Origin of the sequence: Nonomuraea sp. B1E8, from assembly GCF_039871515.1 — a bacterium.
GTDB lineage: Bacteria > Actinomycetota > Actinomycetes > Streptosporangiales > Streptosporangiaceae > Nonomuraea.
This window is the reverse complement of record NZ_JBDPLS010000011.1, coordinates 271,631-291,544: the sequence shown is the minus strand read 5'-3', so window position 1 is coordinate 291,544 and position 19,914 is coordinate 271,631. Positions and strand designations below refer to the sequence as shown.

18 protein-coding genes are annotated in these 19,914 nt (G+C 69.2%); 17 read left to right on the top strand and 1 reads right to left on the bottom strand.

The window, feature by feature from the left end; genetic code table 11:
• Positions 1–2 precede the first annotated feature (2 nt).
• From sufC to hisG, 7 genes are all read left to right on the top strand, one after another.
• A complete protein-coding gene (sufC, locus tag ABGA98_RS32615) occupies positions 3–749 on the top strand; it encodes a Fe-S cluster assembly ATPase SufC (protein ID WP_347622246.1) in 747 nt (248 codons plus the stop codon).
• Positions 746–2,002 (top strand): cysteine desulfurase, encoded by a 1,257-nt coding sequence (locus ABGA98_RS32610; RefSeq protein WP_347622245.1) that lies wholly within the window; start codon positions 746–748, stop codon positions 2,000–2,002. The genes sufC and ABGA98_RS32610 overlap by 4 nt, the downstream gene beginning before the upstream one ends.
• Positions 2,003–2,004: 2 nt before the next feature.
• Positions 2,005–2,445, top strand: a complete 441-nt coding sequence (sufU, locus tag ABGA98_RS32605) for a Fe-S cluster assembly sulfur transfer protein SufU (RefSeq protein WP_132333233.1) — start codon at positions 2,005–2,007, stop codon at positions 2,443–2,445.
• 61 nt (positions 2,446–2,506) lie between these two features.
• Entirely contained in the window at positions 2,507–2,866 is a 360-nt protein-coding gene (locus ABGA98_RS32600) for a metal-sulfur cluster assembly factor (RefSeq protein WP_347622244.1), read from the top strand.
• 305 nt (positions 2,867–3,171) lie between these two features.
• Positions 3,172–4,941: a DEAD/DEAH box helicase gene (locus tag ABGA98_RS32595; protein WP_347622243.1), complete on the top strand. Its 1,770-nt coding sequence runs from the start codon at positions 3,172–3,174 to the stop codon at positions 4,939–4,941.
• A 277-nt stretch (positions 4,942–5,218) separates the two neighbouring features.
• Entirely contained in the window at positions 5,219–5,482 is a 264-nt protein-coding gene (locus tag ABGA98_RS32590) for a phosphoribosyl-ATP diphosphatase (RefSeq protein WP_132593280.1), read from the top strand.
• A gap of 62 nt (positions 5,483–5,544) precedes the next feature.
• Complete coding sequence (gene hisG / locus ABGA98_RS32585) at positions 5,545–6,390, top strand: ATP phosphoribosyltransferase (protein WP_347622242.1); 846 nt, start codon at positions 5,545–5,547, stop codon at positions 6,388–6,390.
• 82 nt (positions 6,391–6,472) lie between these two features.
• On the opposite strand, the gene ABGA98_RS32580 is transcribed toward hisG, so the two are convergent.
• Positions 6,473–7,498 carry an EAL domain-containing protein gene (locus ABGA98_RS32580; protein ID WP_347622241.1) on the bottom strand — a complete coding sequence of 342 codons (1,026 nt, stop codon included), beginning with the start codon at positions 7,496–7,498 and terminating at the stop codon, positions 6,473–6,475.
• Positions 7,499–7,712: 214 nt separating this feature from the next.
• Between ABGA98_RS32580 and ABGA98_RS32575 the strand changes: the two genes are divergently transcribed.
• From ABGA98_RS32575 to ABGA98_RS32530, 10 genes are all read left to right on the top strand, one after another.
• Positions 7,713–8,441 (top strand): acVLRF1 family peptidyl-tRNA hydrolase, encoded by a 729-nt coding sequence (locus ABGA98_RS32575; protein WP_347622240.1) that lies wholly within the window; start codon positions 7,713–7,715, stop codon positions 8,439–8,441.
• 130 nt (positions 8,442–8,571) lie between these two features.
• A complete protein-coding gene (locus ABGA98_RS32570; protein WP_347622239.1) occupies positions 8,572–9,183 on the top strand; it encodes a Uma2 family endonuclease in 612 nt (203 codons plus the stop codon).
• A 270-nt stretch (positions 9,184–9,453) separates the two neighbouring features.
• Complete coding sequence (locus tag ABGA98_RS32565) at positions 9,454–10,476, top strand: substrate-binding domain-containing protein (protein WP_347622238.1); 1,023 nt, start codon at positions 9,454–9,456, stop codon at positions 10,474–10,476.
• Positions 10,477–10,567: 91 nt separating this feature from the next.
• A complete protein-coding gene (locus ABGA98_RS32560; RefSeq protein WP_347622237.1) occupies positions 10,568–11,224 on the top strand; it encodes a DUF1961 family protein in 657 nt (218 codons plus the stop codon).
• A 125-nt stretch (positions 11,225–11,349) separates the two neighbouring features.
• Complete coding sequence (locus tag ABGA98_RS32555; protein WP_347622236.1) at positions 11,350–11,976, top strand: DUF624 domain-containing protein; 627 nt, start codon at positions 11,350–11,352, stop codon at positions 11,974–11,976.
• 32 nt (positions 11,977–12,008) lie between these two features.
• Positions 12,009–13,526, top strand: coding sequence for an extracellular solute-binding protein (locus tag ABGA98_RS32550; protein WP_347622235.1), 1,518 nt, complete (start codon positions 12,009–12,011; stop codon positions 13,524–13,526).
• Positions 13,527–13,588: 62 nt separating this feature from the next.
• Positions 13,589–14,566: an ABC transporter permease subunit gene (locus ABGA98_RS32545; protein WP_347622234.1), complete on the top strand. Its 978-nt coding sequence runs from the start codon at positions 13,589–13,591 to the stop codon at positions 14,564–14,566.
• Positions 14,567–14,577: 11 nt separating this feature from the next.
• Positions 14,578–15,486 (top strand): carbohydrate ABC transporter permease, encoded by a 909-nt coding sequence (locus ABGA98_RS32540; RefSeq protein ID WP_347622232.1) that lies wholly within the window; start codon positions 14,578–14,580, stop codon positions 15,484–15,486.
• A 35-nt stretch (positions 15,487–15,521) separates the two neighbouring features.
• Positions 15,522–18,101, top strand: coding sequence for a Tat pathway signal sequence domain protein (locus ABGA98_RS32535; protein ID WP_347622231.1), 2,580 nt, complete (start codon positions 15,522–15,524; stop codon positions 18,099–18,101).
• 111 nt (positions 18,102–18,212) lie between these two features.
• Entirely contained in the window at positions 18,213–19,811 is a 1,599-nt protein-coding gene (locus ABGA98_RS32530; RefSeq protein WP_347622230.1) for an ABC-F family ATP-binding cassette domain-containing protein, read from the top strand.
• Positions 19,812–19,914 lie beyond the last annotated feature (103 nt).

Genomic DNA, 19,914 nt, shown 5'->3' with positions numbered 1-19,914 from the left:
ACATGTCCACCCTAGAGATCCGTGACCTGAAGGTCGCCGTCGAGGACAAGGAAATCCTGCGCGGCGTCAACCTGACCGTGAAGTCCGGCGAGACCCACGCCATCATGGGCCCCAACGGCTCGGGCAAGTCGACGCTCGCCTACGCGATCGCCGGTCACCCGAAATACACCATCACCGGCGGCGAGGTGCTGCTCGACGGCGTCGACCTGCTGGAGCTGTCGGTCGACGAGCGGGCCCGCGCCGGCCTGTTCCTGGCCATGCAGTATCCCGTCGAGGTTCCCGGCGTGTCGGTCTCCAACTTCCTGCGCTCGGCGGTCACCGCCGTCCAGGGCGAGGCGCCCAAGCTGCGCCAGTTCGCCAAGGACCTGAAGAACGGCATGGACGCGCTGGCCATCGACGCCGCCTTCGCCCAGCGTAACCTCAACGAGGGCTTCTCCGGCGGCGAGAAGAAGCGCCACGAGATCCTCCAGCTCGAGCTGCTCAAGCCGAAGATCGCGGTGCTCGACGAGACCGACTCCGGTCTCGACGTCGACGCGCTGCGCGTGGTGTCGGAGGGCATCAACCGCTTCCGCGCCACCGGCGAGACCGGCGTGCTGCTGATCACCCACTACACGCGCATCCTGCGGTACGTGAAGCCCGAATTCGTGCACGTCTTCGCGGGCGGCAGGATCGTCGAGGAGGGCGGCCCCGAGCTGGCCGACAAGCTCGAGTCGGAGGGCTACGAGCAGTACACGAAGGCATCTGCATGACATACGACGGCTTGGACGTGGAGAAGATCAGGAAGGACTTCCCGGTCTTCTCCCGCGAGCTGCCCGACGGGCGACCGCTCGTCTACCTCGACTCGGGCAACTCCTCGCAGAAGCCCAACCAGGTCATCGAGACCATGCGCGACCACCTCGCGCTCCACTACAGCAACGTCGGCCGGGCGATGCACGTGCTGGGCGCGGAGTCGACCGACGCCTACGAGAGCGCCCGTGACAAGGTCGCGGGCTTCATCGGGGCGCCCTCGCGCGACGAGGTCGTCTTCACCAAGAACGCCTCCGAGGCGCTCAACCTGGTCGCCTACTCCTTCGGCAACCCCGCCTCTACCGATCCGCGGTTCACGCTCGGCCCCGGCGACGAGATCGTCATCTCCGAGATGGAACACCACTCCAACATCGTGCCGTGGCAGCTGCTCGTGCAGCGCACCGGCGCGACGCTGAAGTGGTTCGGGGTCACCGGCGACGGGCGGCTCGACTACGACCCCGGCCTCATCACCGAGCGGACGAAGATCGTTTCGATCGCCCACCAGTCCAATGTGCTCGGCACCGTCAACCCGGTCGCCGAGGTGGCCGCGCGGGCCCACGAGGTGGGCGCGCTCGTCCTGCTCGACGCCTCCCAGTCCGTGCCGCACCACCCGGTGGACGTGGCCCGGCTCGGCGCCGACCTCGTGGCCTTCACCGGTCACAAGATGGTCGGCCCCTCGGGCATCGGCGTGTTGTGGGGCAGGGCCGAGGTGCTCGACGCGATGCCGCCGTTCCTGGGCGGAGGCGAGATGATCGAGGCGGTCTGGATGGACCGCTCGACGTACGCGCCCATCCCGCACAAGTTCGAGGCGGGCACGCCGCCGATCGTCGAGGCCATCGGGCTCGGCGCGGCCGTCGACTACCTCACCGGCGTCGGCATGGAGGCCGTGGAGGCCCACGAGCGCACGCTGACGGCCTACGCGCTCGACGCCCTGCGCGAGGTGCCCGGCCTGCGTCTCATCGGTCCTGACACGATCGAGGAGCGCGGCGGCACGCTGTCGTTCACGCTGGAGGGCATCCACCCGCACGACGTGGGGCAGATTCTCGACGACCAGTTCGGCGTCGCCGTGCGTGTGGGGCACCACTGCGCGCGCCCCCTGCATCTACGCTTCGGAATACCGGCGACCACGCGGGCGTCGTTCTATCTGTACAACACCACGGGCGAGATCGACGCTCTGGTGCGTGGCCTCCATCACGTTCAGAAGGTGTTCGCATAGCCATGATCGGCGAGTCGATGTACCAGGAGCTGATCCTGGAACACTACAAGCACCCGCAGGGGCGGGGGCTGCGCGAGCCGTACGACGCCGAGGTTCATCACGTGAACCCGACGTGCGGCGACGAGATCACGCTCAGGGTCAAGGTGGGCGACGCCGGCAAGATCCTCGATGTCTCCTACGACGGCCAGGGTTGTTCGATCAGCCAGGCGGCCGCGTCCGTGCTGCACGAGCTGGCCACCGGCTCGACGGTCGAGGAGACGCTCTCCGTGGTCGACGAGTTCACCCGGCTCATGCAGGGCAGGGGCAAGGTGGAGGCCGACGAGGAGGTGCTCGGCGACGCGGTCGCGTTCGCGGGCGTCGCCAAGTTCCCGGCGCGGGTGAAATGTGCGTTGCTTTCCTGGATGGCCTACAAAGACGCTGTAGTGAGGAGCGCTGCCACGTGAGCGAGCGCAACGAAGGCATGATGCGACCCGGCGGTTCACTCACGACGGCGAAGGAGAGGTCATGAGCAAGCCAGTGGAGACCCCGACCGGCTTCGACGGTGACACGAGTGTCGACGAGGTCATGGAGGCGCTCAAGGACGTCGTCGACCCCGAGCTCGGCATCAACGTGGTCGATCTGGGCCTCATCTACGGGCTCAACCTCGACCCGTCCGACGGCGGGCAGCCGGTGGCGACCATCGACATGACGCTGACCAGCGCGGCCTGCCCGCTGACCGACGTCATCGAGGATCAGGCCCACTCCGCGCTGGACGGCATGGTCTCCGACGTCAAGATCAACTGGGTCTGGTTGCCGCCATGGGGGCCTGACAAGATCACCGACGAGGGCCGCGAGCAACTGCGTATGCTAGGCTTCAACGTCTGATCTTTTCTGCTGTCACGGCTGGCGTAAAGCGTCGGCCGTCTCAGTGTGTGCCAGAGCGGGTTCTGGAAGGTCCGTACCCATCCGGGGAATATCCGATAACATCCCGGCGTTGGCACCAAACGCACCTGACGTCTCATTGCGCGTCTCGCGTCGTCTGCGGCCGGTGCCCCGGTGTGTCCCCCTCATTCTCGACCCGCCCCGACGGCGGGTGCCCTTGAACATGTACGGCCAGCGCCGTACGTCCCGGCTCGTCCTTTCGCAGAAGTGACGCGCCACTTCGACGGAAAGGCACGACTTTCGTGACCATGCTTGACGCTGTCATGCCCGAGCTCGGCGAGACCACTCCCGAGCCTGGCCCCTCCGAGTTCGAGCTGCTCGGCCTGCCGAAGCCGCTCGTCAACGGGCTGGCCAAGCTGGGCTTCGACAGCCCCTTCCCCATCCAGAGCGCGACGATCCCCGACGTGCTCGCCGGCCACGACGTGCTCGGCCGGGGCCAGACCGGCTCCGGCAAGACGCTCGCCTTCGGCCTGCCCACCATGGCCCGCATCGCGGGTGTGCGGCCCGCCCCCGGCCGGCCCAAGGCCATGATCCTCGTGCCGACCCGCGAGCTCGCGCTCCAGGTGCACGACGCCCTCGAGCCTCTCGGCCGCGGCCTCGGGCTACGCATGAAGGTCGTCGTCGGCGGCATGTCCATGGGCAAGCAGATCGAGGCGCTGCGGCGCGGCGTCGACGTCGTCATCGCCACCCCCGGCCGCCTGGGCGACCTGATCAGGCAGGGCGAGTGCTCCCTGTCCGATGTCGAGGTCAGCGTCCTCGACGAGGCCGACCACATGTGCGACCTCGGCTTCTTCCCCGTCGTCACCGAGCTGCTCGCGCAGACGCCGGCCGACGGGCAGCGGCTGCTGTTCTCCGCCACGCTCGACGGCGACGTCGACAAGCTCGTACGGCGCTTCCTGAAGGACCCGATCACCCACTCCGTGGCCCCCGCGACCTCTCCGGTCGACACCATGGAGCACCACGTGATGCAGGTCACGCGCGACGACAAGTTCGACGTCACGGCCGCGATCGCCAACCGCGAGGGCCGTACGATCATCTTCGTCCGCACCCAGCACGGCGTCGACCGGCTCTGCAAGCAGCTGGCCAGGGTCGGCGTCAAGGCCGGCGGCCTGCACGGCGGCAAGCGCCAGAACCAGCGCACCCGCATCCTCGCCGAGTTCCGCGAGGGCTCCATCGGTGTGCTCGTCTGCACCGACGTCGCGGCGCGCGGCATCCACGTCGACAACATCAGCCTCGTGCTGCACGTCGACCCGCCGCAGGACCACAAGAGCTACCTGCACCGGGGCGGCCGTACGGCCCGCGCCGGCGAGAAGGGCACCGTGGTCACGCTGGTGCTGCCCAACGAGCGGCGCTCGACCGACGCGCTCACCCGGCGCGCCGGCATCCACCCGTTCCGCCTGAAGGTCACGCCGGGCCACCCCAGGCTCGCCGAGGTCGCCGGGGCCCGCACGCCGAGCGGTGAAGCCGTCCCCGTCTGGGAGCCCGACGTGCGCAAGCCGCTGCGGCCCCGCCGCGACGGCGGCCACAACGGCTCCGAGCGCCGCGGCCGCCGCCCGCGCCGCGACTTCGACGGCGACCGGCGTCCGCGCCGCCACGACGAGGGCGGCGAGCGGCCGTTCGCGTCGGGTGACGACCGCCGCCCGCGCAGGGAGTTCGACGGTGACCGGCGTCCGCGCCGGCACGCCGAGGGCGAGCGTCCCTTCAGCCGCGGCCAGGAGCCTCGTGACGGTAGGCCGCGCGGCGGCCACCGCTCCGACGACCGCCCCTACCGCCAGGACGACCGCGGCCAGCGGGGCGGGTTCCGCTCCGACGACCGCGCTGCCACGGGGCCGCGCTACGCCTCCGACCGCGGCCGCCCGTTCTCGGCCGACCGCGAGCGCGGCTACCGCACCGACGAGCGCGGTCCGCGCGACGGTTACCGCTCCGGCGGCGGGCGCCCGGACGACCGCGGACCGCGTGACGGCTACCGCTCGGGGGAGCGCGGCAAGGGCGGCTACCGCCGCAACTCCGGCCGCTAAGAGCGCTGACGCCTTCGACCATGTGCTGCCCGCCGCACCCCACCAGGTGCGGCGGGCAGCGCCGTTTCAGCCCTTGAGACCGCTGGAAGTACCGCTCTTCTGCCCGTGGCTGGTCTCAGGGCTTCGCAGACCGATCACCAGGTTGGATACAGTGCAGTGAATGTCCGATGTGTCCCCGCTCGTCTGTGCAGGCGTCCGCGTGGCGGACACCGGGCAGCGCCAGTGCCTGGCGCAGACTAGGCTTGACAGGCACGTCAGCCAATCGACGAGAGAGACCATGAAGACCTTCGAAGAGCTGTTCGCCGAGCTGTCAGAGAAAGCCGCCACCCGGCCTGCGGGCTCGGGCACCGTGGCCGCGCTCGACGCCGGCGTCCATGCCATCGGCAAGAAGGTCGTCGAGGAGGCCGCCGAGAGCTGGATGGCCGCCGAGCACGAGTCGGACGACAGAGCCGCCGAGGAGATCTCACAACTGCTCTACCACGTGCAGGTGCTCATGATCGCCAAGGGCATCGGGCTCGACCAGGTCTACAAGCATCTCTAGGGCGCGACGCGCCCGTCACCGGCAAGCCCTGGAGAAGCGACAGAGACAACGAAGGACCTGACATGCTGCGTCTGGCAGTACCCAACAAGGGCGCCCTCAGCGAGGCCGCCCAAGCCATGCTCAAAGAGGCCGGCTACCGGCCGCGCAGGGACAACAAGGAACTCGTCGTGGTCGACGAGGCCAGCGGCTGCGAGCTGTTCTTCCTGCGCCCCCGTGACATCGCCGTCTACGTCGGCGAGGGCACCCTCGACGCCGGCATCACCGGCCGCGACATGCTGATCGACTCGGGCGCCCCGGTCGAGGAGATCATGCCGCTCGGTTTCGGCGGCTCCACCTTCCGGCTGGCCGCCATGGCGGGCACGATGGCGTCGGTCAAAGACCTCGACGGCCGGCGCATCGCCACCTCCTACGCGGGGCTGCTCGACAAATACCTCTCCGACCAGGGCGTCGACGCACGCGTGATCAAGCTCGACGGCGCCGTCGAGACCGCGATCCGCCTGGGCGTGGCCGATGCCGTCGCCGACGTCGTGGAGACCGGCACCACGCTGCGCAACGTCGGCCTCGAGGTGTTCGGCGAGCCGATCATGCGCTCGGAGGGCGTGCTGATCAAGCAGCAGAGCGCGCCGGAGACGCAGGGCCTCGACCAGCTCGTACGCCGCCTCCAGGGCGTCGTGCACGCCCGCGACTTCGTCATGATGGACTACGACATCCGTGCCGAGCGCATCGAGGAGGCCATCGCCCTCACCCCCGGCATGGAGGGGCCGACGGTCTCCCCGCTGCACCGCGAGGGCTGGGTGGCCGTGCGCGCGATGGTCCGGCGCAAGGGCCACCAGCAGGTGATGGACCAGCTCTGGGACATCGGCGCGCGGGCCATCCTGGTCACCGACATCTACGCCTGCCGCCTCTGACACCCCGGTCTGGCCCGTGCCGGGGGAGACCCTGACACGCCCGCCCGGCCCTCCAGTGAGGGGTCCGGCCTGCGGCAGGTCGTCAGCTTCTGATCGACGTTACCTGCCTGATCAGGTCGGAGACGCGCACGATGCCCAGGCAGCGGTTGAGCTCGTCGGTCACCACCAGGTCGTCGTAGACGCGGGCCGCGTCCCGGCCCGCCGCCTGCATGGCCGCGACCGCAGGAGTCGTCCGCGGGACCGTGCGCGGCGGGTCGGCCAGCCGCCGCGCCGGCTTCGCGCCGTGCAGGGCGTGCCCGTAGCGGGCGGCGAACGACAGCAGGAAACGGCTGCGGTCGAGGCTGCCCTTGGGCCGCTGGAACTCGTCCACCAGGATCACGCTGGTGATCGTCGGCTCGTGCCCGAACGCCGCCACCGCCTCCTCCGCCCGCGCCGCCTCCGGCAGCGTCACGGCCGGGATCAGCAGCTCCTGCACGCGCGGGCCGAGCATCACGGTGGCGGGCGACTCGTCGGTGACGGGCAGCGGCACCCGTACCTCGCCGTCAGGGCCGGGGGCGAGCAGGGGCCCGTGCGCGAGGCGTACGCCGAGGCCGCGTACCACCGCCACCTGCGGCTCGCGCTCGACGCCAGGGGCGAGGACGTGCGCCCCGATGCCGCGGGACAGCGACACCACCGCCCGCGCCACCGCGGTCGCCCGGTGGTCGGAGGGGATGCGCGCCACCAGTTCGGGGCCGAGGGCCAGCAGGTACGGAGACGACTCCGCGACCAGGTCGAGCGCCGCGCCGCAGGTGCCGGCATCCGCGAAGCCGAGCAGGTAGCCGAGCGTGCGCAGGCCGTCCAGCCCGACCCTGAGCAGCGGCCGGTCCTGCGCGTGGCACGTCCCGGTGAGCAGCAGGATCGCCTCCCGCGGGTGTCTGCCCGCCCTCCTGAGCGCCTCGTGCAGGGGAGCCAGCGCGCCCGCGCCTGACAACACCACCCGGATGGGCAGTTCGAGCACCATGGGCAGCGGGGCCGCCCTGAGGACGCCGGCGGAGTCGACGACGGCCGGGTGCGCGATGACGGCCCCGGTGTCGAGATCCACCATGGGGCTGTTGAGCAGGGAGGACACGTACAGATGGTGCTGGAGCCACCTCCGCCGCAGAAGTCCCGCGAACCAAAGTTAACCGACATTTCCGCTTCGGTTCTGTTCTCACTCGCCCTGACCGCGATGGTGTCGGTCAGCCTTCCTCCCGCGACCGCACGTCCGGCGGCGACGGTGGTGGATGGCCCTCCGCCCGTGGGCGCGCCGTCCGGCCGTGATGGTGTCGGCTAGCCTTCGGATCATGAGCGCGCGTCCGGGCGGCGGCGGCGGCCGGTGGGTGACCGTGCCGCCGGAGCGCCTGCATCCGTGGATCGACGGGTTCGCCGGCCGTCACGGACCCTTCTCCCCCTCGGGTGACGACCGGGTGGTCCGGCTGCTCGCCGACGACGGCGCGCTGGCCGAGCTGCACGTCCCCTTCCCTCCCATGACGCCCCCCGGGCCGCCGCACGTCACCCGGCTGGTCGCCCACGCGTCGGCGGAGCGGCGGGTGGGGGTGTTCCTGGTGCGGCTCGGCGGCTACGCCGCCGGTGTCTTCCACGGCTCCGCCCTGGTCGCGTCGAAGGTGGGGTCACGGCTGGTGCAGGGGCGCACGGCGGCCGGGGGATGGTCGCAGCAGCGCTACGCCCGGCGGCGGCGTAAGCAGGCGGCCGAGGCGTTCGACGACGCGGTGGCGACGGCGGTGCGGGTGCTCTCGCCGCACCTGGCGGAGCTGGACGCGGTGGTGCTCGGAGGGGACCGGCGGGCGGTCGGCGCCCTGCGGCAGGACCGGCGGCTCGCGCCCCTGCTGGCCCTGGAGACCGAGCCGTTCCTGGTGGTGCCCGACCCGAAACTGGCGGTGCTGAAGGACACTCCGGCCATGTTCCGCGCGGTCCGCGTCCGTGTGGTGGATCCTCCAGGCGTCAGCGCCGAACCGGCCGGGTCCCTCCCCGGGCCGGGATCAGGTGGCCCTCCGCAGCCGCCTGATCGATGACGAGCATCCGGGTCCGGCGGAAGGCGGAGACAAGGCCCGTTGTGACATTGAGCAGCCCTACCGGTCGGCTGGGTGGCACCTCGACGATGCGGTACCCTTCGTGACTGTACGAACACGTAGGGAGCCCGACATGGTAATGGCATCACCCGGGCGCCCCTGCAGGCTCACGCCCGAGACCGACACCGCACGTCTTCCTGCCACAGCCCGCGAGCTGTTCGACGCGTTGCCGTCCCTTCCCGGCCTACGCGCCGAAGTCATCGATGGGAGATTGATCGTCCGCCCCGTCGGCACCCCCGAGCATGCGAGAATCGCGATGCTGATCTACCGTGCGTTGCTTCCTCTGCTTGTTGAACGTGGCTGGGACGGCTTCGCGGGCAACGTGGATGTCTGCGTCGATGGACCTCGGACCCCGGTCGAGCCCGATTTCGTGCTCTCCCCGCCTGACTGCCGTCGCTGGGGCGAGCGGGAGTTGATGTCTTCGGGTCTGCTGATGGTGGCCGAGGTGATCTCGCCGAGCAGCGTCGAAGACGATCGAGTGAAAAAGCCTCTCATGTACGCCGCGGGCGGCGTTCCCGTCATGCTGCTGGTGGACCCGATCGCCGTACCGCCCACCGTCACCGTGCTCAGCGATGTCGAAGAAGGCGAGTACCAAACCGTCACCCGGGTCGCCATGGGATCCACCCTGCACATCCCCGACCCGATCGGCTTCGACCTCGACACCGCTGTCTTCGCCGAGCCTTAGAGCTCTTCGGAGCCACGACCTCGCACCCTGGAGACGGTGAACGTACCAATCCGGGACCACGCAGGGCGCAGGGGGGCGGGCCACCGCATGTTCGGCCGGGTTGAGACGATTCAACTCAATCTTGATTGCCGCTATGATGGCCGGGTTCACGGTGGGCGGCGTCCGGCCGTCCCCGCCGGCAGGCAGCGGTTTCTGCACGGTGGCCGCGTCCGCGGACCACGTCCGAGTAGCGGCTCATGCACTTACAGCGGCACGGCCTCGTGAGGATCGATGGCGACCAGGAACATCAAGGAGGTCGCGCAGCTCGCGCGCGTCTCGGTGGGCACGGTGAGCAATGTGCTCAACCGTCCGGAGATCGTGTCGCCCGCCACCCGCGAACGCGTCTTCGAAGCGATCAAGAAGCTGGGGTTCGTCCGCAACGAGGTGGCCCGCCACCTGCGGGTGGGCCGCAGCCGCACGGTCGGGCTCGTCGTGCTCGACGTGGCCAACCCGTTCTTCGTGGACGTGGCCCAGGGCGCCGAGTCGGTGGCCGACGACCACGACACGATGGTGGTGCTGTGCAACAGCGCCGGTGACGCCGGCCGCGAGCGCCGCCACCTCGACCAGCTCGAACAGCAGCGGGTGATGGGCATCCTGATCACCCCCGTCGAGGCGGAGACGCCCTGGCTGGAGGAGCTGGCCGCCCGGGGCACTCCCGTGGTGCTGGTCGACAGCCCGGCCACCGGGCTCCAGTGCTCGGTGGCGGTCGACGACCGGCTGGGCGGGCAGATCGCCGGCGCGCACCTCATCGAGCGCGGGCACCGACGCATCATGTTCGTCGGCGGGCCGATGTCGGTCAAACAGGTGGCCGACCGGCACGCGGGCGTGGCCGGGGCGGTGGCCGCCGCCGGGGGCGACGTCGAGCTGCTCACCGCCACCGCCCCCACGCTGACCGTCGCCGAGGGCCGGGTGATCGGCGAGCGCATGGCGGAGCTGCCGGCCGCCGAGCGGCCCACGGCGGCCTTCTGCGCCAACGACATGATGGCACTCGGCCTGCTCCAGGCGATGGCCACGCACGGCCTGCGGGTGCCCGACGACCTGGCCATCATCGGCTATGACGACATCGACTTCGCCGCGGCGGCCGCGGTGCCGCTGTCCTCGGTGCGGCAGCCGCGCGAGTTACTGGGGCGCACGGCCATCGACTTACTGCTCGAAGAGGTGGCCGAGCCCGAGCAGCACCGGCACCGGCAGGTCATCTTCCAGCCCGACCTGGTGATCCGCGAGTCGAGCGCGCCCTATCGCCCCCAGCCCTGAACCGTTTCATCCGGCGGGCCCCACCGCCGAGGGCCCCGTACGCGAGCGTCCCGGCGCGCCCGGGGCACCGCGATTCCGGAAGGAGCCCTCCTTGACCGAGCTCTACCGCAACGCCCTGGCCTGCCCGGAAGACCTGGCGGGCTTCCGCATGGAAGGTGACGGGGTCACGTCCTTCCCCCAGGGCCGGATGCGCCTGGAGAGCCGCAGGCCGCCGTCCGACGGCCAGGCGGCCAACGTCGTGCTGTGGTGTCCCGCGGAGTTTCCCGCCGACGTGCGGATCGAGTGGGACTTTCTGCCGATCAGGGAGCCGGGCCTGGCCATCATGTTCTTCCACGCCAGGGGCAGGAACGGCGCCGACCTCTTCGACCCGGGCCTGGCCGCCCGCACCGGCCCCTACGAGCAGTACCACCACGGTGACATCGACGCCTATCACGTCTCCTACTTCCGCCGCATGTGGGCGTCGGAGCGCGCCCTGCACACCTGCAACCTGCGCAAGAGCCACGGATTTCACCTGGTCGCGCAGGGGGCCGACCCGCTGCCCTCGGTGCTCGACGCCGACGGCCCGTACACGATGCGCATCGACGTACGCGGCGGTGAGGTCACGTTCTCGGTCAACGATTTGGTCTCGTTCCGCTGGACGGACGAGGGTTCCGTGGGCGGACCTGCCCTGGCAGGAGGCAAGATCGGGTTCCGGCAGATGGCCCCGCTTATCGGCGAGTACGGAAATCTCCGGATTTCGCGTCATTGACTTTGAGTCGATTCAACACTAATTTCGCAACACCACCGGGGTTCACCCTCCTGTCACGGCGGGGGAACCACGGCGCAACACTCCGCCCCCGTGTCCGCGCACACGCCGTCAGAAGGTGCTGCGGGATGAGCCATCCAGCCATGTCAATGAAGGTTCAAGCGGTCTGCTCAGAGATCTTCTGGGCGGCCAGGCTGAACCTGATGTGGATCGCCTTCACCCTGCTCGGCGGCGTGGTCCTCGGAATCGGGCCCGCCACCGTGGCCGCCTACACCGTCGCACGTCGCCACGCTCGGGGTGAATCGATTCATTGGGGGGACTTCTGGAGCGTCTACCGGCGGGAGTTCGTTCGCGCCTCGTTGCTGATCCTTCCCGTCGCGGTGCTCGCCACCGTGCTGATCGGCAACTACCTGTACCTGTCCGCCGCCGGGCCGAGCATGGGGACGTTGCGGATCGCGACCTTCGTGGCGCTCGTCGCGCTGGCCGGTGTGGGGGCCTACGTCGGGCCGCTCTACGTGCACTACGACCTTCCGCTGTGGGCCTACTGGCCCAAAGCGACACAGCTAGCGCTCATGCGTCCGGCTTCGTCCGTGCTGTTGCTGCTAGTGCTCTCGTCCATCGCCTACGCGACCGCGGTGCTGCCCGTCCTGGCACCGGTGGCCGGCTTCGGCGCGTGGATCTACCTCAACACGTGGCTCTGCCAGCGCTTCTTCGAGGAGAACGAGGCGCGGCTGCATTCGAAAGGGAACTCATGAGCGCATCCCGTCGCCGGCGGCTCCTTGCCGGTGTGTTAACGCTAACGGTCGCCCTCACCGCCTCCGCCTGCTCCGGCGGCGACGCGCCCCAGGCGGATCCCGGCACGATCACCTTCATGTCGAAGCTGTTCGGCACCGCGCCGGACCCCAAGGGCGAGATGCACCAGGCGGTCGAGAAGTTCCTCGGCAAGAAGCTGAAGATCACCTGGGTGCCCAACGCCGAGTACACCGAGAAGCTGAACGTCACGCTCGCCTCGGACGACATCCCGCAGGTCATGGTCGTGGACCCGCACCTGCCGGCGTTCGTCAAGGCCGCCCAGGCCGGAGCGTTCTGGGATCTGACCGACAAGCTGGACAAGTATCCGAACCTCAAGCCCGCCGACGCGCAGACGGCGCTCAACGCCTCCATCAACGGCAAGACCTACGGCCTCTACCGGATGCGGCCGCTGCTGCGCTCGGCGGTCATCATCCGCAAGGACTGGCTGGAGAAGGTCGGCCTCGACGAGCCCGAGACGGTCGACGACCTCTACGAGATCGCCAAGGCGTTCACGGAGAAGGATCCGGACGGCAACGGCAAGAAGGACACCTACGGCCTCGTCATCCCGAAGTGGCCGGGCAACTACGCCAGCGCCAGCCCCTACGACGTGATCGAGACCTGGTTCGGCGCGCCGAACGGCTGGGGCGAGCGCGACGGCAAGATCGTGCCGGGCTTCGACACCCCCGAGTTCCTCGAGGCCAACCGGTGGCTGAAGAAGATGGTCGACGGCGGCATGGTCAACCCCGACTTCGCCACCCTCGACGCCGCCAAGTGGAACGACCCCGTCCAGCAGAACAGGGGCGGCATCATCATCGACGTCAACATCCGCTCCAGGCAGTGGCTCGACCTGTTCTACGAGCAGGACAAGGAGACCTACGGCGACAAGGTCACCATGGTCGGCAACCTCAAGCGCTCGGACGGGAAGAAATTCTCCTACCCGTTCACCGGCTACCTCGACACCCTGGCCATCTCGAAGCAGAGCGTGCGGACCGAGGCGGAGCTCGACAACGTGCTGAAGACCCTCGACAAGCTGGCGACCAAGGAGGGCCAGGTCCTGCTCACCAACGGCATCGAGGGCCGCAACTTCAAGGTCGAGAACGGCGACACCGCCGCGCTGATCAACGAGGACGACCCCGCGGTCAAGACCGTCCAGAACGACGTGGACGACGCCTTCATCCAGCTCAGCACCAAGGGTGACGTGTCCATCGGCGGGATCGCCTACCAGCGTGTGCCGTCAGGGGAGCCGTACCAGGAGATGCTCAAGCTCCAGCAGGAACTGGTGGAGGAGGACCTCAAGACGGCCGTGCACAACGTGGCACTGCCCGTGATCTCGCCCACCGCCGTCGCTAAGGGCGCGCAGATCGACACGATCGTCTCGGACGCCCGGATCAAGTACCTGTCGGGCACCTTCACCGAGGAGCAGCTCAAGGCCGAGATCAAGCGCTGGTACGACAGCGGCGGCACGCAGGTGGCCGCCGAGATCAACGACCTGGTGTCCAAGCTCGGGCAGTAGCCGTCGCGTCGAGAGGCCCGGGGCCCGCGCGTCCCGGGCCTCTCACATGAAAGGAGGCCGCTGTGGCCACCGACCTGGCGCCGCCTCCCCCGAAGGCGGCCACCAAGGCGAAGAAGCGGAGGGCCGGCAAGGTGCCGCTCCGTGCGGCGCTGGCGCGCTATCGCTGGCTCTACCTGATGCTCATCCCGGGCGTCGCCTACTTCGTGATCTTCAAGTATCTGCCGATGTACGGCGTGACGATCGCGTTCCAGGACTTCCTGCCCTTCCTCGGCTACTCGGGCAGCCCCTGGGTCGGCTTCAAGCACTTCGAGGATCTCTTCGCCGGCCCCGACTTCGGCCGGCTGCTGTTCAACACGCTGTTCCTGGCGTTGCTGCACATCGTCATCGTCTTCCCGGCGCCGATCGTCGTCGCGCTGATGCTCAACGAGCTGCGGGTCAGCCTCGTCAAGCGCTCGGTCCAGTCGCTGATCTACATCCCGCACTTCCTGTCCTGGACGATCGTCGCGTCGCTGACGTACCTGCTGTTCGCGGCGGACTTCGGCGTGATCTCCGGATGGATCCGCGACCTGCTGGGCGACACCGCGAAGGTCGACTACATGGCGCAGGAGGAGTGGTTCCGGCCGCTGATCATCCTGCAGCAGTTGTGGAAGCTGACCGGCTGGGGCACGATCATCTACCTCGCCGCGCTGGCGGGCGTGGACCCCAACCTGTACGAAGCCGCCCGCATGGATGGCGCGGGACGTTTCCGGCAACTCTGGCACGTCACCCTGCCCGCGATCCGCCCGACGGTCGTCGTGATGGCGATCCTCGCCTCGGGCAACCTGCTCGACTCCGGTTTCGAGCAGATCTGGCTCATGACCACCTCGCTGAACCGCTCGGTGGCCGACGTGTTCGACACCTACGTCTACTACGCCGGCATCACCCAGGGCGCCATCAGCTACTCCACCGCCGTCGGCCTGTTCAAGGGCGTGGCGGGCGTCATCCTGATCTTCGGCTCGAACTGGCTGGCCAAGCGCCTCGGCCAGCGTGGACTGTTCTAAGGAGCCCCGGCATGCCGACCATGACCGAGACCAAGGCCACGCAGCCGGTCGACAACAACAGCTCGCTCGGCAGCCGCGTGTTCGACGCGCTCAACGTCGTCGTGCTCGTCGGGCTGGCGCTGATCACGATGCTGCCGCTGCTCTATGTGCTGGCCGGATCGTTCGCGGGTGAGGCGGAGATCTCCTCGCGGCCGTTCTTCCTGTGGCCGGAGAAGTTCGTCACGGAGTCCTACGCGTACATCTTCGCCACCGACACGTTCGTCCGCGCCCTGCTCACGACCGTCGTCGTGACGGCGGTCGGCACGGTGGTCCAGCTGCTGCTGACCTTCACCATGGCCTACCCGCTGGCCAAGCGGTATCTCCCGGGCAGGACGCTGATCCTGAACCTGGTCATCTTCACGATGGTCTTCTCCGGCGGCATGATCCCCACCTACCTGGTGGTGCGTGACCTGGGACTGCTCGACAGCTACTGGGCGCTGATCCTGCCGCTGGCGATCAACCCGTTCTACCTGATCATCGTGAAGAGCTTCTTCCAGGAGCTGCCGCAGGCGCTGGAGGAGGCGGCGCGCATTGACGGCTGCAACGAGATGGGCGTGTTCTTCAGAATCGTCCTGCCGCTGTCCAAGCCGGTCATCGCGACGTTCTCGCTGTTCTACGCGGTGGCCATCTGGAACGACTACATGTCGCCGTTGTTGTACATCACCGATCCCAGCAAGTGGACCCTGCAGATCCTGGTACGCCAGCTCACCAGCACCGACGCCGCCACCGCCCTGTCGCAGATGGACCGGACCTGGGTGCCACCGGAGCAGGGCCTGAAGTTCGCCGTCGTCGTCATCGCGACCCTGCCGATCCTGTTCTTCTACCCGTTCCTGCAGAAACACTTCGCCAAGGGCGTGCTGATCGGGTCGGTCAAAGAATGAGGCAAGGCCCGGAGTCCCCGACTGAAGGAGATCACATGACCGAGCTTCGCTGGCTGGACCGGCCGGGTGAGGAGGGGACGACCTGGGGGGTCCCGTGGCCGCGCGGCACTGTGGCGCGGGACGCGCCGTTCGCCCTGGCCGACGACGCGGGCCGCGAGGTGCCCGTGCAGAGCTGGGTGACCGCAACCTGGCCCGACGGCTCGGTCAAGTGGTCGGCCCACGCCATCGGGGCGCAGCGGGACGTCGCGCGGGCGTACCGGCTCGAACCGGGCCGTGAGCCCGCCGTGCCCGGGACGGCCGTCACGGTCGCCCGCGAGCGCGGCGGGCTGGTCGTGAGCACGGGCGTGGTCACCTGGGAGCTCGGCGGCGGGACGGTCGCCCGCTCGATCTCGCGCGGGAGCCGCGAGATCGCCAGGAACGTCCGCCTGGTCAGCCTCCGGCAGGGTGAGCCGACTCCCGACGAGGGCGGCGCCGTGGCCCGCGAGCAGGGCGAGGGCGTGGTCGAGAGCGTCACCGTCGAGCAGGACGGCCCCCTGCGCGCGGTCGTGCGGCTGGAGGGCCGGCACGGAGACTGGCTGCCGTTCACCGTGCGCCTCTACTTCCACGCCGGCGCCGAGCAGGTGCGGATCATGCACACGTTCGTCTACGACGGCGACCCGGAGCGCGACTTCCTGGCGGGGCTCGGCCTGCGCGCCGACGTGGTCATGCACGATCGGCTCCACGACAGGCACGTACGGCTGGCCGGTGCGGAAGGCTTCCTCACCGAGGCGGTACGCGGCCTGACCGGCCTGCGCCGCGACCCCGGCGAGCGCGTACGCAGGGCACAGGTCGAGGGCAGGCCCGCGGGGGAGATCGCCCCCGACGTCGCGAGCCGGCTGCACCTCATCCCCGCCTGGAACGACTACACCCTCGACCAGGGCTCGGCCGACAGCTACACGCTGCGCAAGCGCACCGCGGAAGGCCACGCGTGGGTGACGATCCCCTCGGGGACGCGCTCGGGCGGCTACGGCTACGTCGGCGGCGTCAGCGGCGGCCTCGGGTTCGGGCTGCGCGACTTCTGGCGCCTGCACCCCACCCGCCTCGACGTCAGGAACGCCGCCACCGGCCTGGCCACCGCCACCGTCTGGTTGTGGTCGCCGTCCGCGCCGGCCATGGACCTGCGTTTCTACCACGACGGGATGGGCCAGGACACGTTCGCCGAGCAGCTCGAGGGCCTGGAGATCACGTACGAGGACTACGAGCCGGGCTTCGGCGACGCCCACGGCGTGGCGCGTACGCACGAGCTGACCCTGCGCGCCTGCGACGCCACGCCCTCGGCCGCGGACCTGGCCGCGCACGCCGCCGCCATGAACGAGCCCGGCCTGCTGCGCGTCTCCCCGGAGCGGATCAAGCAGGCCGGCGTGTTCGGCGTGTGGGGGCTGCCCGACCGCTCCACGCCCGCGCGCGCCCTGATCGAGGACCGCCTGGACTTCCTGTTCGACCTGTACGTGCGCGAGCGCGAGCAGCGCAGGTGGTACGGCTTCTGGGACTACGGCGACGTCATGCACACCTACGACTCCGACCGGCACACCTGGCGTTACGACGTGGGCGGCTACGCCTGGGACAACTCGGAGCTGTCGCCCGACCTGTGGTTGTGGCTGCAGTATCTGCGCACGGGGCGCGCCGACGTCTTCCGTTTCGCCGAGGCCATGACCCGCCACACGGGCGAGGTCGACGTCTATCATCTCGGCAGGTGGAAGGGCCTGGGCAGCCGCCACAACGTGCAGCACTGGGGCTGCAGCTGCAAGCAGCTGCGCATCTCCAACGCCGCCTACCGCCGCTTCTACCACTACCTGACCGCCGACGAGCGCACCGGCGACCTCATGGACGAGCTGAGCACGCCGGAGGAGACGTTCCTGGCGATCGACCCCACGCGCAAGGTGCGCGAGGACGTCTACACCCCCGACCCGGCCGGGTTGTCGGTCGGGCTGGGCACGGACTGGGGGTCGCTGGCGGCGGCGTGGCTGACTCGGTGGGAGCGGCACGGCGACGAGCGGGCCAGGGACCGGCTGCTGGGCACGATGGCCGACATCGGGGCGATGCCGCGCCGGTTCCTGACGGGTGAGGGCCGGCTGAACCTGGAGACGGGCCGCTTCGACACCTCACGGGACCAGATCTCCGTCTCGCACCTGTCGTCGTTGTTCGGGTTGCCGGAGATGTGCGCGGAGCTCATCGCGCTCGACCTCGGCGTGCCGGGCTTCGAGGAGGCGTGGCTGGAGTACTGCCGCCTCTATCTCGCCGCCCCCGAGGAGCAGGAGGCCGAGGTGGGCCGGCGGCTGAGCGGGATCTCGCTGATCCAGGCGCACAGCAGGCTCACCGCGTACGCGGCCGCGCGCACCGGCGACGCCGAGCTGGCCGCGTGGGCGTGGCGCAAGTTCCGCCTCGGCGAGGGCGACCAGCTCAACCGCAACCCGCTGCAGCACCAGGAGAAGTGGGAGCTGACGCTGGTCGACGGCCCCGAGGTGCCGTCGCCGGTGCGCGAGGCGCCGTTCGTGTCCACCAACAGCGCCGCGCAGTACGGTCTGGCCGCGATCTGCAACCTGGCCCTGATCGCGGAGCACCTGGCGGAGGATTAACCAGGGGTGGGGCCCCTCCGGGGGCCCTACACTGATCGGTATGCATGCTCCCGATTGATCGGCGTCGCACGCCCCAACCCTCGTTTCCTAGCTCGGGAGTGTTCCGCCATCATGATCATCGCCAGTGATATCGAGCTGCGCGCGGGCGCGCGCCTGCTCATCGAGAAAGCCACGTTCCGGGTCAATCCCGGCGACAAGATCGGGCTCGTCGGCCGCAACGGCGCGGGCAAGACGACCCTGACCAAGGTGCTGGCGGGCGAGGGGTTGCCCGCGTCCGGCGCCGTCACCAGGTCCGGCAGCGTCGGCTACCTCCCTCAGGACCCGCGCACCGGCGACCTGCAGGTGCTGGCCCGCGACCGCATCCTGTCGGCGCGCGGGCTCGACGAGGTGCTCCGCAAGCTGCGTGAGGCCGAGCTCGGCATGTCCTCCGCCGACGACCGCACGCGCGAGCGGGCGGTGAAGCAGTACGGCCGCCTCGAAGACCAGATGCACGTGCTCGGCGGCTACGCGGCCGAGTCGGAGGCCGCCTCCATCGCCTCCAGTCTCGGCCTGCCCGACAGGGTGCTCACGCAGCCGCTGCAAACGCTTTCCGGGGGTCAGCGCAGGCGCGTTGAATTGGCGAGAATTCTTTTCAGCGGAGCGGAAACTCTCCTTCTCGACGAGCCGACAAACCACCTAGATGCCGACTCAATCGGGTGGCTTCGTGATTTTTTGCGATCCCATCAAGGCGGCTTGGTGATCATCAGCCACGACGTCGGCCTTCTTGAAGCCACGGTCAACAAGGTCCTGCACCTCGACGCCAACCGCTCGGTGATCGACCACTACAACGTGGGCTGGAAGGCCTACCTCGCCCAGCGCGAGACCGACGAGAAGCGCAGGAAGCGGGAGCGGGCCAACGCGGAGAAGCAGGCGGGCGCGCTGCTGGCGCAGGCCGACAAGATGCGCGCCAAGGCCACCAAGGCCAAGGCCGCCCAGGACATGATGCGGCGCGCCCACCGGCTGCTGGCGGGCACGGAGGAGGAGCGCCAGAGCGACAAGGTGGCCAGGCTGCGCTTTCCCGAGCCCCAGCCGTGCGGGCGCACCCCGCTCACGGCGGAAGGGCTGTCGAAGTCGTACGGCTCGCTCGAGGTCTTCACCGACGTCAACGTGGCCATCGACCGCGGCCGCAGGGTCGTCATCCTGGGCCTCAACGGCGCCGGCAAGACCACGCTGCTCCGCCTGCTCGGCGGCATAGAAAAGCCCGACACCGGCGAGCTCAGGCCCGGTCACGGCCTCAAGATCGGCTATTACGCCCAGGAGCACGAGACCCTCGACAACGATCGCACGCTCCTGGAGAACATGCGCTCGGCCGGTGGCCAGTTCACCGACACCGAGCTGCGCAAGGTGCTCGGCTCGTTCCTGTTCACGGGGGAGGACGCCGACAAGCCGGCCGGGGTGCTCTCCGGCGGCGAGAAGACCCGGCTCGCCCTGGCCATCCTCGTGCTTTCGAGCGCCAATGTGCTCCTTCTCGACGAGCCGACGAACAACCTCGACCCCGTCAGCCGCGAGCAGGTTCTCAATGCTCTACGGTCCTATTCAGGGGCAATCGTCCTAGTCACACATGACGAGGGTGCCGTTGACGCCCTGTCACCGGATAGGGTGATCTTGCTACCTGACGGAACTGAAGACGCATGGAGCGACGAATTTTCCGATCTTGTGGCACTTGCCTGATCTTAATTTGAGTGGGTACGGATCTTTTCCCGTGGAGTAGGTAGCCGATCCCGCTGAAATGACTGATCATGGCGGAGTAACGCTGCGGAAGTCCGGCACTACA

Bases quoted from the DNA above. Each gene is read 5' to 3' on its own strand.
- ABGA98_RS32530 (WP_347622230.1), top strand. From the start codon at position 18,213: ATGATCATCGCCAGTGATATCGAGCTGCGCGCGGGCGCGCGCCTGCTC.
- ABGA98_RS32555 (WP_347622236.1), top strand. From the start codon at position 11,350: ATGAGCCATCCAGCCATGTCAATGAAGGTTCAAGCGGTCTGCTCAGAG.
- ABGA98_RS32595 (WP_347622243.1), top strand. From the start codon at position 3,172: ATGCTTGACGCTGTCATGCCCGAGCTCGGCGAGACCACTCCCGAGCCT.
- sufU (WP_132333233.1), top strand. From the start codon at position 2,005: ATGATCGGCGAGTCGATGTACCAGGAGCTGATCCTGGAACACTACAAG.
- ABGA98_RS32565 (WP_347622238.1), top strand. From the start codon at position 9,454: ATGGCGACCAGGAACATCAAGGAGGTCGCGCAGCTCGCGCGCGTCTCG.
- hisG (WP_347622242.1), top strand. From the start codon at position 5,545: ATGCTGCGTCTGGCAGTACCCAACAAGGGCGCCCTCAGCGAGGCCGCC.
- ABGA98_RS32590 (WP_132593280.1), top strand. From the start codon at position 5,219: ATGAAGACCTTCGAAGAGCTGTTCGCCGAGCTGTCAGAGAAAGCCGCC.
- ABGA98_RS32535 (WP_347622231.1), top strand. From the start codon at position 15,522: ATGACCGAGCTTCGCTGGCTGGACCGGCCGGGTGAGGAGGGGACGACC.
- ABGA98_RS32610 (WP_347622245.1), top strand. From the start codon at position 746: ATGACATACGACGGCTTGGACGTGGAGAAGATCAGGAAGGACTTCCCG.
- ABGA98_RS32540 (WP_347622232.1), top strand. From the start codon at position 14,578: ATGCCGACCATGACCGAGACCAAGGCCACGCAGCCGGTCGACAACAAC.
- ABGA98_RS32600 (WP_347622244.1), top strand. From the start codon at position 2,507: ATGAGCAAGCCAGTGGAGACCCCGACCGGCTTCGACGGTGACACGAGT.
- ABGA98_RS32575 (WP_347622240.1), top strand. From the start codon at position 7,713: ATGAGCGCGCGTCCGGGCGGCGGCGGCGGCCGGTGGGTGACCGTGCCG.
- sufC (WP_347622246.1), top strand. From the start codon at position 3: ATGTCCACCCTAGAGATCCGTGACCTGAAGGTCGCCGTCGAGGACAAG.
- ABGA98_RS32570 (WP_347622239.1), top strand. From the start codon at position 8,572: ATGGTAATGGCATCACCCGGGCGCCCCTGCAGGCTCACGCCCGAGACC.